Genomic DNA, 13520 nt, shown 5'->3' with positions numbered 1-13520 from the left:
GCGTGTTGAGAGTCTCGCGCGGGCCGGGTCGGCGAAGTACTTTTCGTCGGCGCCGGGGGGCGAGGCCCAGGGGGATGCCCTGGCTGAGGCCGACGAACAGGGCCCTGAGGACAGTGGTCAGCCGTTGTGCCTGGCCGGATTCCGAGTCGGTCGGGCCCCGTGGTGGCGGGGTGAGGTGGGCTTGTGGGGGTGTACGCCAATTGCGCGTGAATCTGTGCTGGAGGGTGAATCATTGGGCCATGCCGGTGATGTCGGCAATCCTTCCCCGTCCCCGTCGCGAATGTGTCGGTGAAAGGGCTCACGACCGCGTGGGTCCCGGGAGAGATGGGGCGTGATGGGCGCAGAACGCGTCGACACCCGGCTGCTCGAACAACTCACGGAGCAGTCGCAGGACTTGAACAGTGACGCGGTGAAACTGACCCGCGGTGCGCTGGCGGACTTCGCCGAGGCGGCGGAGCCGCCGGCGCGCTGGTGGCGGCGGGGCGGGGCGCTGGCCGGGGCGATCGGGGCGGCCACCCTCCTCGGCTCCGCCCGCGCGGCGGCGGCCACCTCGAAGGACGACATCATGGCGCTCCAGACGGCGGCGTCGATCGAGAACCTCGCCGTGAGCGTCTACCAGACGGCCGCGGGCCTGCCGTTCATCAAGAACGGCAACAAGACGATCGCGGCGTTCATCGCCAAGACCACCGAGCAGCACCAGGCGCACGCCAAGGCCTTCAACGCCGCCGCCACCCAGGCGGGCGGCAAGGCGCAGACGGGTACGGACCCGAAGTACGCCGCCGTGGTGAAGCAGACGCTGCCCACGATCAAGAACTCCGCCGGGGTGGTCAAGCTCGCCATCACCCTGGAGGACGTGGCGGCGCAGACGTACACGAAGAACGTCGGCCAGGTCAGCAGCGCCCAGCTGCGCCAGCTCTTCGCCTCCGTGGCGCCGGTCGAGGCGCAGCACCGCGCGACGCTGCTGGCCGTGCAGTCCCTGCTCGCCTCGGGCGACGACAGCCTGATCGCGATCCCGACGGACGTCGCGAAGCTGCCGGCCGCCGTGGGCACCGTCGGCATTCCCGACACCTTCTACCCGACCACGAACGCGTCGCCGATCTCCGAAGGAGCCGTCAAGTGAGTACGACACAGGGCGGCTGGGAGCTGCCTCTCAGCGAGAGCCAGCTCGACCGGCTGACGAAGGACATGGACGAGGCGCACCGCGAGACGCTGCCCGCGATGCGGGCCGGTGCCGCCGCGCTCACCGAGCAGGTCAGGGCCGCGGAGGCCACGGCGAAGGCGGAAGCGGGGACGGGACGGTCCGCCGAGCGCGGGCGCCGCGGGTTCCTGCTGGGCGCGGGCGGTGTCGGCGCCGCGTTCGTCCTGGCGGCGTGCTCCAGCGGCAAGAGCTCCACCTCGTCGTCGGCGCCGACCGCGCTGGACTCCCCGGCGGTCGCCGCGAAGGCGGAGACGTACACCGGGGACCTGCGGGTCGTGGCGCTGGCGGTGGCGTTGGAGAACCAGGCCGTGGGCGCCTACAAGGCGACGCTCGCCGCCGCGAAGGCGGGCAAGCTCGGGACCGTACCGCCCGCCGTGGCGAGCTTCGTCACCAAGGCGATGGCCCAGCACACCGACCACGCGCAGGCGTGGAACGCCGTACTGACCAACGCGGGCAAGCCGGCCATCACCAATGTGCCCCTCTCGAACCAGGCACAGGTCACGGCCGCCCTCGGCAAGGCCACGAACGTCGGCGAAGTGGCCGCGCTCGCGCTCCAGTTGGAGGACCAGGCCGCCGAGACGTACCTCTTCGCGACCTTCAACGTGAAGAGCCAGGGCGCGATCGAGACGGCCGCGACCATCGCGCCCGTGGAGGCGATGCACGCGGCGATCCTGCACTTCGTGCTCGGGCAGTACCCGGTGCCGGACTCGTTCCTGCCCGTGAACAAGGCGGCGAAGACGAGCCTGTTGACCGTCTAGGCCCCGGGAGGCGGGAGGAGGGGCGGCGGCCTCGCGCGGGACGCCGCCCCCGATCCGCGGGGACCGGCCGGGCGCGGGGCGTTGTCCGTACGCCCCGCCCCGTGCGGCAGGATGCGGACGCGTGTCCCTCCTCTCGCGCCTCGCCATGCCGGACCAGGTACGGTCCGTCGCCGCGTCCGGCCCGGCCGGACCGCTGTACGTGACCGGTTACGGCGCGAGCCCCCTGGAGACCGTCGTGACGGTCCTCGACCTGTCGGGCTCCGTGCCGGCGCGGCGGGGGTACGCCGGGACGGGGCGCCCGCGCTCCCGCCTGTCGGCGGACGGGACGCTCTGGGTCGCGTACCCGGGGCGGGGCGGCCGGGTCCTGGAGGGCGTCCTGCCGGACGGGTCGGCCGGCCCGAGCGTCGTAGCTGATGGACGGCGGGCGGGTGGTGGTGGCCCTCGGCGCCGAGCTGCTGGTCCTCTCCACCGGGCTCGGTCCACTGGCGGGTGGGCCCTGGCCGTGCGGGGACGCGAATCTGCGGGGGAACCCGGTTCTGCCCGGCTGACCCGTACCCGGCGCGGAGGCCTTAGGGGGTCGGGGTGCCGAACCACCTCTTGAGGTGTGCGCGCAGGTCGTCCTGGTCGTCGCCCGTCCACGCCACATGGCCGTCCGGGCGCAACAGCAGCGCGGGGACGTCCAGTTCCTCGGCGGAGTCGACCACGTGGTCCACGCGGTCCGCCCAACCCGCCACCGAGAGGCGGCCGGTGCGGTCGAGGAGGAGGCCCCGGCCGTCGTGCGTCAGGTCGTAGAGGCGGCCTCGCGCCAGGGGCAGGTCGCGCAGGCGGCGGCCGAGGAGTTCGTGGCCCTCGCCGAGGGCGTAGCGGACGTCGACCGCCGTGATCATGCCGGTGATGTACCGGTTGACCTCCTCGAAGTCCATCAGCCTCGCGAAGAGGTCACGCAGTGCGGTCGCCCCCGGGTCGGATCCCAACAGGGTGATCTGCGCGCGGGTGTTGTCCAGCACGGCGGCGCCGACCGGGTGGCGTTCGGCGTGGTAGGTGTCCAACAGTCCCTCCGGGGCCCACCCGTTGACCGTGGCGGCGAGCTTCCAGCCGAGGTTGAACGCGTCCTGCACCCCGAGGTTGAGGCCCTGGCCGCCGGTCGGCGGGTGGATGTGCGCCGCGTCGCCGGCCAGCAGCACCCGCCCGTCCCGGTAGCGCTCGGCCTGGCGGGTCGCGTCGCCGAAGCGGGACAGCCAACGCGGCGAGTGCAGGCCGAAGTCGGTGCCCGCGACCGCCCGCACGCACCGCTTGAACTCGTCGAGGGTGGGCGGGGTAGTACGGTCCTCCGCCACGCCCTCGGCCGGTACGACCACGCGGTACACGCCCGCCGTGCCGTCCACGTCGGGCAGGGCGCCGAAGCGCAGTTGGGTCCTGCGGACCTCCCGTACGACGGCGGCGATCGTCCCCGGATCCTCCGTCGCCTCCAGGTCGCCCAGCAGCGTGTCGACCGTCGAGGGCTCACCCGGGAAGCCGATGCCGGTCAGCCCGCGCACCGTACTGCGGCCGCCGTCGCACCCGACGAGGTAGCGGGAGCGCAGGCGCGTACCGTCCGCCAGGTCGACGGTCACGCCGGCGTCATCCGCGCTCGCGGGGCCCGACCCCCCGTCGCCGTCCGACTGCCTCAAGCCAACCACCTCGCAGCCGCGCCGGATCTCCGCGCCGAGTTCCCGGGCGCGCTCGCCGAGCAGCCGCTCGGTGACCGACTGCGGGGTGGCGAGGCCGTACGGATGCGCCGTGTCCAACCCGTCGGGCCACGGCTTGCGGACGCCCCCGAAGAAGCCGCCGACCGAGAACGTCTCGCTCACCGCCAGGAAACGGTCCAACAGGCCACGCTGGTCGAGCAGTTCGACGCTACGGGTGTGCAGGCCGCGCCCCCGGGACTGCGCGGTCGGCTCGGTCGCCCTCTCCAGCACGACCACGCGCACCCCGGCCAACCGCAGCTCGCAGGCGAGCATGAGACCGGTCGGACCGGCCCCGACGATCGTCACGTCGGTCGTGTCGGTCACGTCGGTCGTGTCTGTCACGTCCGTCACGTCCCTCGCGTTGATCATGTCCGTCCCCTCCGCGCCTCAGTCGCTGGTGAGGATGACCAACTGCTGCGTCGCCCGCGTCATCGCCACATAGCGGTCCACCGCCCCCTCGATGCCCTCGCCGAACTTCTCCGGGTCGACCAGGACCACCAGGTCGAACTCAAGTCCCTTCGACAGCTCCGGAGTCAGCGACCGGACGCGGGACGTCGTACGGAACGCCGCGTCCCCGATCACGCACGCGATCCCGTCGTCGTGCGTGGCGAGCCAGCCGTCGAGGATCGGGTGCAGGTCCGCGACCGGTCCGTGGACCACCGGGAGTTCGCCGCTGCGGATCGACGTCGGCACGTTGGCGTCCGGGAGCACGGCCCTGATGACCGGCTCGGCCTCCGCCATGATCTGTTCCGGCGTGCGGTAGTTGACGCTCAGCGTGGCCAGCTTGATCCGGTCGAGCCCGACCCGCGCCAGCCGTTCCTGCCACGACTCCGTGAAGCCGTGCCTGGCCTGCGCCCGGTCCCCGACGATGGTGAAGCTCCGGGACGGGCAGCGGAGGAGCAGCATCTGCCACTCCGCGTCGGTCAGTTCCTGCGCCTCGTCCACGACCACATGCGCGAACGGCCCGGCCAGCACGTCCGGTTCGGCGCTCGCCGGGGTGTTGCCCGACGGCGTGTTCTCGTCGACGAGGGCGTCCTGCATGTCCTTGCCGTACAGCATGGTCACCGCGCCCTCCCCGTCGTCGTCGGCGGCGAGCAGGGTGTCGACGACCTTGGCCATGTGCTCGCGTTCGGCGGCGACGGCGGCCTTGTGCCGGCGCTTGCGCAGCGACTCCTTGGGGTCGCCGAGCCGCTGCCGCGCCGCGTCCAGGAACGGCAGGTCCGACACCGTCCAGGCCTCCGGGTCCGTGCGTTGCAGCCGCTGTACGTCGTCGCGGTCCAGCCAGGGGGCGCATTTGCGCAGGTAGGCGGGTACGGTCCAGAGGTCGCCCACGAGGTCCGTCGCTTCGAGCAGCGGCCAGGCGCGGTTGAAGGCGGCGCGCAGTTCCCTGTTCTGCGGCAGGTACTTGCGCAGCGGTACGGCCGACGCCTCGTCGTCGTGCTTGTCGACCAGGATCGTGAGCAGCTCCTCCCAGATCTGGTCGCGGGCGTCGTTGTGCGGGGTGCCGGGCTCGGCGGCCTCGAACGCGGCGGCCCAGTCGTCGGCGGTCAGGTGGATGTCCGACCAGTGCGTGGTGACCGTCATGCCCTCGGTGGGCGGGTCCTCGTAGAACCGGACGGCCGTCTCGATCCCCTTCACCAGGTCCGCCGACGCCTTCAGGCGGGCCACGGCCGGGTCGGTCTCGACCGCCGCCGCGGCCCCCTCGGCCACGAGGTCGCGGAGGGTGCAGGTCTGGACGCCCTCCTCGCCGAGGCTGGGGAGGACGTCGGCGACGTACCCCAGGTACGGCTGGTGCGGGCCGACGAACAGGACGCCGCCCCTGCGGTGGCCGAGGCGGGGGTCGGAGTAGAGGAGGTAGGCGGAGCGGTGCAGGGCGACGACGGTCTTGCCCGTACCGGGACCGCCGTCGACCACCAGCGCCCCGCGCGATCCGGCGCGGATGATGGCGTCCTGGTCGGCCTGGATGGTGCCGAGGACGTCGCGCATCCGGGGCGAGCGGTTGCTGCCGAGGCTGGCGATGAAGGCGGACTGGTCGTCGAGCGCGGCGTGCCCGGCGAAGCCGTCCGCCGTGAACACCTCGTCCCAGTAGTCGCCGATCCGGCCGCGCGTCCAGCGGTACCTGCGGCGGCTGGCCAGGCCCATCGGGTTGGCGTGGGTGGCGCCGAAGAACGGCTCGGCGGCGGGCGAGCGCCAGTCGAGGAGCAGCCGGCGCCCGGTGCTGTCGGTGAGGCCGAGCCGTCCCACGTACACGGGCTCGGGGTCGTCCGTGCCGACCATGCGGCCGAGGCACAGGTCCAGGCCGAAGCGGCGCAGGGCGCGCAGCCGGGCGGTCAGCCGGTGGATCTCGGTGTCCCGGTCCATGGCCTGCCGGCCGATGCCGCCGGGCGATCTCAGCTCGGCGTCGAGGAGGTCGGACAGCTCGGCGATCGAGCGGTCCAGGCTCTCCGCGATGGCCGCGAAGTGCAGCTCGTCGGTGGCGATCAGCGCGGGGTCGGCCTTGGCGGACAGGCGGTCGGGGAGGTGGAAGGCGCTGCGGGGCGGCGGGTCGGCCGGGGTGCCGGTCGGGGGGTGGGGCGGGCGGCTGGTCGGGGGGTTGTTCACTTCAACTCCGATGTGGGGCCGCGTGCGGCCGGGCGCCGGGACCGGCGTGGCGGCCCTGAGGGGGTGGATCCCGGAGGTACGGGGTCCGGCCGACGATTCTGCGCCATGACCGGGGTCTTGCCGCAAGGGCCCCCGTGCGCTATAGGTTGAGAGTGGAAAGAGGTGGGTACTCCCCTTTCCCCTCACTTCCCCCCCTTCCCGGTCCCGGCGCCTTTCACCAGGGCAGGGACCCCGCCGCGTCGAAGTAGCCGCCCGTGGGTCCTGCGGAGCCGATCCGGGCCATCCGGACGATGATCTCGGCTCCCTCCTCCACGGTCTGCGTGCCCCGGTGGCCGTTCAGGTCGGTCGCGGTGAAGCCCGGCTCGACCGCGTTGATCCGTATGTCGGGGAAGGCCTTCGCGTACTGCACGGTGATCATGTTGACCGCCGCCTTCGACGCCGGGTAGGCGACGCCGGGGTAGCCGTGGGTCGGCGTGCCCGGGGTGGCGACCAGGGTCGTGGACCCCAGGGAGCTGCTGACGTTCACCACCACGGGGGCGGTGGAGCGCTTGAGCAGCGGCAGGAACGCGTGGAGGACCCGTACCGTGCCGAAGACGTTCGTCTCGAACAGCGGCCGCAGCACGTCGGCCGTCGAGTCCTCGGGGCCGATCACGGTCCCCTCGATGCCCGCGTTGTTGATCAGTACGTCGAGCCCGCCGTCGGCCTCGACGGCCTTCGCCGCGGCCTCGACGGAGGCGTCGTCGGTGATGTCGATGAGGACGAGGCGGGCACCCAGCCGCTCGGCGGCCACGCGGCCGCGCTCGGCGTCCCTGCTGCCCAGGTAGACGGTGTGGCCTGCTTCGACGAGCCGGCGTGCGGTCTCGAGGCCCAGGCCCTTGTTGGCTCCGGTGATCAGTGTGGTAGTCATGCGTCCAGGCTGCGGCGCGGTGACGCGGACAACCAGGAGTCCCGTCTTCCTGGGACTGCTGGTGCCAGGCACATCCGCGGCGGACGCGGTTGACTGGAAGCATGACGGCACGTGGCACGACGGGCGGAGGGTCCGCGGCGAGCGGTACGGCCGCGACGGAGTTCGGGCAGGCGGTACGGCGCTGGCGCGACCGGGCCGCGCCCGAGACAGCGGGGCTGCCCGCGGGCGGCCACCGGCGGGCGGCCGGGCTGCGCCGCGAGGAACTGGCGCTGCTGGCCGGGATCTCCGTCGACTACGTCACCCGCCTCGAACAGGGCCGCGCCACCAACCCCTCGGCCCAGGTCGTCGAGGCCCTGGCCCGCGCGCTGCGGCTGTCGGCGGAGGAGCGCGCGTACCTGTTCCGGATGGCCGGGCTCGTCCCGTCCGGGCCCGACACCGTCCCCGCGTACATCACCCCGAGCGTCCAGCGCCTGCTGGACCGGCTGGTCGGTACACCCGTCGGGGTGTACGACGCGGCCTGGACGCTCCTCCTCGCGAACCCGCTCTACGCCGCGCTGATGGGCGACCCGACCGGGTGGCGCGGCCACGAGCGCAACGGGGTGTGGCGCAACCTGGTCGGCCCCGGCAGCCGGGTCCGGCACACGCCGGAGGCGCGGCGGGCGTTCGAGGCCGCGCTCGTCGCGGACCTGCGCGCGACGGCGGGACGGTATCCGGCGGACCGGCAACTGCGGCTGCTGGTGGCGGAGTTGCGGGCGCGGAGCGAACGGTTCGCCGAGCTGTGGGACACGGGGGTCGTCGGCCGGCACGAGGCCACGCGCAAGACCGTCGACCACCCGGACGTGGGTCCCCTGACGCTCGACTGCGACGTGCTCAGCGTGGCGGGCAGCGACCTGCGCCTCATGATCTACACGGCCGAACCGGGCACGGAGGACGCGGACCGGCTGGCACTGCTGGCCGTTCTGGGCACGCAGAAGCTGGTGGGGTGAGGGGGGCGGTGAGGTAAGGGGCTACGGCTCCGAGCATCGTCCCTCCAGGACTCCAGGGGTACGGCTCCGAGCCGCGTCCCGTCAGGTGACCGTCACCTCGTCGCGGCGGGCGCGCAGGGCCGTGAGGGTCCAGTCGAGCGCGGGGGCCAGGCTCTCCGGGGCGGGCCAGCCGTTGACCACGGCGACCAGCCGCCCGTACCGCTCCCGGCGCGGATCGTTCGCCCGCTCCAGGCGGACCAGGAGCTGTTCCCGGAGGGCGGCGTCGTCGGGGTGGCCGAGGAGGTTCGCGTAGTGGGCCGTGAGCCCGTCCACGACCGGGTCCGCCGACGGGGACGCGGCGTCGACGGCCGCCGCGAGGGCGGGGCCGACCCGGTCCCGGACGAGGGCCACCAGGCCCCGGCGGGGCACGGGACCGCCGAGCCGGGCGGACTCCTCCACGTGGTCCTCGGTCAGGGCGCGCAGGCGGGCGCGGAAGTCGGGGTCCTGGGACAGCTCGGCCAACTCCACCCAGGCGCGGACCTGTTCCGTACCGGGGTTGTCGGGCAGTTCGGGGGTCATCGAGCGCGCGGCGGCCGCGAGCGGGGACCCGGCGGCGTCACCGTGACCCCCGCCGAACACCGCCGCGAGGAACTCGCCCACGAGCCGCCGTCGTTCGTCCTCGGACAGCGTGGCCAACCGGTGCATCAGATCCAACTCCTCAGGGGTGGAGCCGCGTTCGGCCACCGCCGTCAGCACCGCGCGCCGCAGCCGCAGGACGCGGATCCGCACCGCCAGCGCCTCCGCGTGCGCGGCGGCGACCTCGGGCAGCGAGAGTTCGCGTTCCAGGACCTTCCGGATCGTGGGCAGGTCCAGCCCCAGGTCACGGAGGGTCCGTACGAGATCCAGACGGGCGACGGCGTCGGTGCCGTACAGGCGATGGCCGGCGGGGCTGCGTCGTGCGGGCGCCACGATCCCGCGATCGGAGTAGAACCGCACGGTCTTGACCGTGAGCCCGGTCCGCCGTGCCAGTTCACCGATCGAGTGGAGCGCGCCGCCGTCCATGTCCCTACCTTCGCGCCTCCCCCAGGGGGAGGTTCAACCCCTGTCCGCCGTCGCGGCCTCCGCGTCGCCCCTCACCTCGGCCAAGTACGCCGCCACCGCGTCCCTGTTGCGGGTCAGGCAGCTGATGCGGGCCGTCATGCGGTCGCGCTCGCGCTCCAGCGTGGCGAGCATCTCCGGTGTCGCGTCCGGGAAGTGGATGACCCGGGGCTTGTCCAGGCACGGCAGGATCTGCTTGATGATCCGCGTCGGCAGGCCCGCGTCGAGCAGCCCCCTGATCTGCACGACCCGGTCCACGTTGTACTCGTCGTACGCTCGATAGCCGTTCGGGGAGCGGCCTACGACGATCAACCCCTGTTCCTCGTAGTACCGCAGCAACCGGCGCGGGGTGCCGGTGCGGTCGGAAAGCTCTCCGATACGCACGTGATCGGCCTCACATCTCGTCGCGTTCGTGTTCGCATTGACCCTCACATCAGTGTGAGGGTCCGAGCATACGCAGCATGCCTCACCCCACCGCATACCTCCCGCTGCCCGCACGCCTCCCGCTGCCCGCCCTGCTCGCCCTGGCCACCGCCGTCTTCGTCACCTGCCTGACCGAGATCCTGCCCGCGGGCGTCCTGCCCGGCATGAGCGACGACCTCGGCGTCGGCGAGTCCGCCATGGGCCAGTCCGTCACCGTCTACGCGATCGGGACCGCCGTGACCGCGATCCCGCTCGCCACCGCCACCGCCGGATGGCGGCGCAAGCGGCTGCTGTTGACGGCGATGGCCGGATTCGCCGCCGCCAACACCGTCACCGCGGTCTCCTCCCACTACCCCCTGACGATGGCCGCCCGGTTCGTCGCCGGGGTGGCCGCCGGACTCGCCTGGGCCCTGCTGGCCGGGTACGCGCGCCGCCTCGCGCCCGACCACCTCCAGGGCAGGGCCATCGCGGTGGTGATGACGGGCATCCCGGTCGCGCTGGCGCTGGGGGTCCCGGCCGGGACCTTCCTCGGGGACACGGTCGGGTGGCGGGTGGCGTTCTGGGTGATGACGGTGGTGGCCGTCGTCCTGCTCGGCTGGATCGCCGTCGCCGTACCGGACAGGCCGGGACAGCGGCGGGAGGGCCGGACGCCCGTACTGCGAACCCTCGGCGTGCCCGGGGTGGCCCCGGTCCTCTTCGTCACGCTGGTCCTCGTCCTCGCCCACACCGTCCTCTACACGTACATCGCCACGTTCCTCGACCGGATCGGCATGGGCGGTTCCACCGACGTCGTGCTCCTCGTCTTCGGCGCCGCCTCCCTCCTCAGCATCTGGATCGTGGGCGTCCACATCCAGCGCCGGCTGCGGGCGCTGACCCTCGGCGCCACGGTCCTGTTCGCCGTGGCGGCCACCGTCCTGGCCGTGGCCGCGGACAGCCCGGCCGCCGTCTACGCGGCGGCGGGGCTGTGGGGCCTCGGCTGGGGCGGCGCCCCGACGCTCCTCCAGACGGCGGTGGGCGAGGCGGGCGGCGACGCGGCGGACGCGGCGCAGGCGATGCTCGTCACCCTGTGGAACGCGGCCACGGCCGGGGGCGGGGTGGTCGGCGGCCTCCTGCTCGACCACCTCGGCGCCGGGTCCTTCCCCTGGAGCGTCCTGGCCCTCCTGCTGCCGGTGCTGGTCGTGGTGGCCGCGGCCCGCGCGCACGGCTTCCCGGCGAGTGCGGAAGCGGAAGCGGAAGCGGAAGCGCGAACGGACGCGCGTACCGGCTGAGGCACGCTGCTCGTACGCGACTTTCTGTGACCTGGATCTCCCTGGGCAACCGGACCGCTCCCCCACCCGGTTGAGCAGGATGTGAAGGAACAGTCATGGACAGAGGTGCGATGGCAAGGGCCGGGCGGTGACAGGGTCGACGCGGGACTTCGAGGAGTTCGTCACCGCGCGTGGGCCCCGGCTGCTGCGCGTCGCCTGGTTGCTGACGGGCGACGCGCACCTGGCGGAGGACCTGTTGCAGACGGTCCTGGCCAAGGTGTGGCCGAAGTGGCCGCGCATCGCGGACGAGAACCCGGAAGCGTACGTACGGAAGGCCCTGGTCAACACCTCGGCGTCCTGGCGCCGGCGCCACTGGCGCAGCGAGGTGCCGCACGACGACCTGCCGGAGGTGATGGCGGCCGACGTCTTCGCGGCGGTCGACCTGGAGCACTCGCTCGCCCTGGCGGTACGGCGGCTGCCTCCCCGGCAGCGGGCGGTGATCGTGCTGCGGTACTTCGAGGACCTGAGCGTCGAGGAGACGGCCAAGGTGCTCGACTGCCGGCCCGGCACGGTCAAGAGCCAGGCCGCGAAGGCGATGCGCGTCCTGCGCGGCGGACTCACCGCGCCGACGCCCTCCCCATCCGCCTCTCCCGCGTCCGCCGCCGCCCCGGCGTCGACCGAGAGCGGTGACCGATGACGCGCTCACACCCCGAGGGGTACGACCCCGGCGACCGCGACGCCGCCTCCCCCGTACCGGACACCACGCACGGCGAGCACGAACTGCGTGTCCTCCTGGAGCGCGCCACCCCCCACCTGGGCGCGCCCGCCGGGCGGATGGCGCAGGTACGGCGGCGCGTGGTGCGCCGGCGGCGGCGCCGAGCCGCGCTGGGGGCGGCCGTGACGGGGGTCGCGACGGTCGCCGTACTCGTCACGTTCCTGCGCCCGTTCGCGCCCGGCGAGGCGGCCGCCCCCGCTCCCGTCGGGTCGTCGCTGCGCGGCGGCCCCGCGGCCACCGACAGCCCGGAGTCCACGAAGCCGCCCACGTCCTCCCCCACCCGCGCCCCGAAGAACGCCTCCGGCCTGCCGATCGCCGGCTTCGCGGACCTCGGGCTGAAACTGACCCTCAGCACGGGGTGGACCTACGGGAGAGTGGCGGCAGGGACGCCGTCCCCCACCGACTTCGTCACCAACCAACCGCTGGTGGCCCGCGACACCTGCCCGGCCGGGGGCACCGGCCTGTACGCGTGCGCGCCGGTCGCGACCCCGCTCCGCGACGACGGGGTGGTCGTCACCTTCGTGAAGACGAACAAGCCGCACCTTCCGTACGGGGACAAGAAGGACGCCTTCACCTTCGACAAGCCCGTCCCGGCCGGCGACAGCTGCCGTCTCCTCGGCGGCGACCAGGAGTTGACCGGCTGGGGACAACCCCGGACCGCCGACAACAACCGGCTGATCGCGGTGGACGCGTTCATCTGCCTCCGGAAGCCGACGGCCATGACGGTCCTCGTCTTCCAGAAGTTCCTGGCCAGGGCGATCGTCTACCCGCCCAGCACCTGAAGCACCCACCTGCTCGGCCGGCCCCACCTGCTGACCGGCCACCTGCCTCCCCGCATCTCTCCCCCCGCCTGCCGACCCATCGGCCGCGAAAGGTAGTTCGAGCCATGCCCGCGACACCCGAGACACCCGCCGCACCCCCGCGCATACGTCCCCGCGTCCATCCCCGCGTCCGTCCCCGAGGACGCACCCGCCCCGGCCTCCACCTCCTCACCCTCGCCGCCGTCACCGCCCTCACCCTCGGCACGGTGACCGGTTGCGGCGGGGCCGCCGGGGCGCGGGACCGGCCGTCCCCGCCGCCCGCCACGACCGCCGCCAAGAACGCCCCCGCGGCCGCCCCCACCCCCGCGGCGGAGACCCTCCCCCGCCAGCTGCCGGGCCTCGGCGCCCGGACCCTGGCCGACGTGCCGGGGAACGCCGGCCAGGTCGTGGTGGTCACCGGCGCGGACAAGAACTCCCCGCGCTCCGAGGCCGTGCTGTACGAACGCTCCCCGGCCGGCTGGCGGGCGGGCGACACCTGGGCCGCGCACAACGCCCTGCGCGGATGGACCGACAACCATCACGCGGGCGACCTGCGTTCGCCGATCGGGGTGTTCGGCCTCACCGACGCGGGCGGCCGCCGCGGCGACCCCGGCACGAAACTCCCGTACGACCGCTCCGGTGCCTTCACCATCGGCGGCACCGGCTTCGAGGGCGAACCGCTCGCGGGCTCCTTCGACTACGTCGTCGCCATCAACTACAACCGGCAGCCGGGCCTCACCCCGCTCGACTGGACGCGCCCGCTGGGCGATTCGAAGGGCGGCGGGATCTGGTTCCACGTCGACCACGGCGGCCCGACCCACGGCTGCGTCAGCCTGTCCGAGGCGCACATGAAGGACTTGCTGCGCACCCTCGACCCGGCCCGGCACCCCGTGGTGGTCATGGGCGACGCCACGTCCCTGGCACGCTGACGCACCACGCGCGGACCCCTGGGCGGCGGTGCGGCCCAGGGGTCCGGCGGGTCGGCGGCCCGCGGCGCGGGAAAGCCTCCGCGCCGCCGGTG

13 protein-coding genes are annotated in these 13520 nt (G+C 73.5%); 8 read left to right on the top strand and 5 right to left on the bottom strand.

Annotation, left to right across the window (positions count from 1 at the left end; genetic code table 11):
• Positions 1 to 334: 334 nt before the first annotated feature.
• The 3 genes from HA039_RS18850 to HA039_RS34410 all read left to right on the top strand — a co-directional run bounded on the left by HA039_RS18850 (position 335) and on the right by HA039_RS34410 (position 2504).
• Complete coding sequence (locus HA039_RS18850; RefSeq protein WP_167031187.1) at positions 335 to 1120, top strand: ferritin-like domain-containing protein; 786 nt, start codon at positions 335 to 337, stop codon at positions 1118 to 1120.
• A complete protein-coding gene (locus HA039_RS18845) occupies positions 1117 to 1956 on the top strand; it encodes a ferritin-like domain-containing protein (protein WP_243869558.1) in 840 nt (279 codons plus the stop codon). Before HA039_RS18850 ends, HA039_RS18845 begins: the two co-directional genes overlap by 4 nt.
• Before the next feature lie 413 nt (positions 1957 to 2369).
• Positions 2370 to 2504 (top strand): hypothetical protein, encoded by a 135-nt coding sequence (locus tag HA039_RS34410; protein WP_279592852.1) that lies wholly within the window; start codon positions 2370 to 2372, stop codon positions 2502 to 2504.
• A 21-nt stretch (positions 2505 to 2525) separates the two neighbouring features.
• On the opposite strand, the gene rox is transcribed toward HA039_RS34410, so the two are convergent.
• The 3 genes from rox to HA039_RS18830 all read right to left on the bottom strand — a co-directional run bounded on the left by rox (position 2526) and on the right by HA039_RS18830 (position 7191).
• The gene (rox, locus tag HA039_RS18840) at positions 2526 to 4025 is read right to left on the bottom strand and encodes a rifampin monooxygenase (RefSeq protein ID WP_279592851.1); all 1500 of its coding nucleotides are present in this window, start codon (positions 4023 to 4025) and stop codon (positions 2526 to 2528) included.
• 45 nt (positions 4026 to 4070) lie between these two features.
• Complete coding sequence (helR, locus tag HA039_RS18835; RefSeq protein WP_279592850.1) at positions 4071 to 6284, bottom strand: RNA polymerase recycling motor ATPase HelR; 2214 nt, start codon at positions 6282 to 6284, stop codon at positions 4071 to 4073.
• Between the two features lie 214 nt (positions 6285 to 6498).
• Positions 6499 to 7191, bottom strand: a complete 693-nt coding sequence (locus HA039_RS18830; protein ID WP_167031181.1) for an SDR family NAD(P)-dependent oxidoreductase — start codon at positions 7189 to 7191, stop codon at positions 6499 to 6501.
• A gap of 101 nt (positions 7192 to 7292) precedes the next feature.
• Here HA039_RS18830 and HA039_RS18825 point away from each other — a divergent pair, with 101 nt between their 5' ends.
• On the top strand, positions 7293 to 8177 hold the full coding sequence (locus tag HA039_RS18825) for a helix-turn-helix domain-containing protein (protein ID WP_167031178.1): 885 nt from the start codon (positions 7293 to 7295) through the stop codon (positions 8175 to 8177).
• Positions 8178 to 8258: 81 nt separating this feature from the next.
• Here the strand turns inward: HA039_RS18825 and HA039_RS18820 are convergent, their stop codons facing one another.
• Positions 8259 to 9218, bottom strand: a complete 960-nt coding sequence (locus HA039_RS18820) for a MerR family transcriptional regulator (protein WP_167031175.1) — start codon at positions 9216 to 9218, stop codon at positions 8259 to 8261.
• A 33-nt stretch (positions 9219 to 9251) separates the two neighbouring features.
• Positions 9252 to 9638, bottom strand: coding sequence for a MerR family transcriptional regulator (locus HA039_RS18815; RefSeq protein ID WP_167031172.1), 387 nt, complete (start codon positions 9636 to 9638; stop codon positions 9252 to 9254).
• A 77-nt stretch (positions 9639 to 9715) separates the two neighbouring features.
• Between HA039_RS18815 and HA039_RS18810 the strand changes: the two genes are divergently transcribed.
• The 4 genes from HA039_RS18810 (at position 9716) to HA039_RS18795 (ending at position 13428) form a co-directional block, all read left to right on the top strand.
• Positions 9716 to 10945, top strand: a complete 1230-nt coding sequence (locus HA039_RS18810) for an MFS transporter (protein ID WP_167031169.1) — start codon at positions 9716 to 9718, stop codon at positions 10943 to 10945.
• A 127-nt stretch (positions 10946 to 11072) separates the two neighbouring features.
• Positions 11073 to 11621 carry a SigE family RNA polymerase sigma factor gene (locus tag HA039_RS18805; protein WP_167031166.1) on the top strand — a complete coding sequence of 183 codons (549 nt, stop codon included), beginning with the start codon at positions 11073 to 11075 and terminating at the stop codon, positions 11619 to 11621.
• Entirely contained in the window at positions 11618 to 12481 is an 864-nt protein-coding gene (locus HA039_RS18800) for a hypothetical protein (protein WP_167031164.1), read from the top strand. Before HA039_RS18805 ends, HA039_RS18800 begins: the two co-directional genes overlap by 4 nt.
• Before the next feature lie 104 nt (positions 12482 to 12585).
• Complete coding sequence (locus HA039_RS18795) at positions 12586 to 13428, top strand: L,D-transpeptidase family protein (protein ID WP_167031161.1); 843 nt, start codon at positions 12586 to 12588, stop codon at positions 13426 to 13428.
• Positions 13429 to 13520 lie beyond the last annotated feature (92 nt).

Origin of the sequence: Streptomyces liangshanensis (assembly GCF_011694815.1) — a bacterium.
Taxonomy (GTDB): Bacteria; Actinomycetota; Actinomycetes; order Streptomycetales; family Streptomycetaceae; genus Streptomyces; species Streptomyces liangshanensis.
This window is presented reverse-complemented; position numbering and strand designations above follow the sequence as displayed.

Excerpts from the sequence above, each read along its gene's own strand:
- HA039_RS18800 (WP_167031164.1), top strand. The coding sequence starts at position 11,618 with ATGACGCGCTCACACCCCGAGGGGTACGACCCCGGCGACCGCGACGCC.
- HA039_RS18810 (WP_167031169.1), top strand. The coding sequence starts at position 9,716 with ATGCCTCACCCCACCGCATACCTCCCGCTGCCCGCACGCCTCCCGCTG.
- HA039_RS18850 (WP_167031187.1), top strand. The coding sequence starts at position 335 with ATGGGCGCAGAACGCGTCGACACCCGGCTGCTCGAACAACTCACGGAG.
- HA039_RS18830 (WP_167031181.1), bottom strand. The coding sequence starts at position 7,191 with ATGACTACCACACTGATCACCGGAGCCAACAAGGGCCTGGGCCTCGAG.
- HA039_RS34410 (WP_279592852.1), top strand. The coding sequence starts at position 2,370 with ATGGACGGCGGGCGGGTGGTGGTGGCCCTCGGCGCCGAGCTGCTGGTC.
- HA039_RS18820 (WP_167031175.1), bottom strand. The coding sequence starts at position 9,218 with ATGGACGGCGGCGCGCTCCACTCGATCGGTGAACTGGCACGGCGGACC.
- HA039_RS18795 (WP_167031161.1), top strand. The coding sequence starts at position 12,586 with ATGCCCGCGACACCCGAGACACCCGCCGCACCCCCGCGCATACGTCCC.
- HA039_RS18825 (WP_167031178.1), top strand. The coding sequence starts at position 7,293 with ATGACGGCACGTGGCACGACGGGCGGAGGGTCCGCGGCGAGCGGTACG.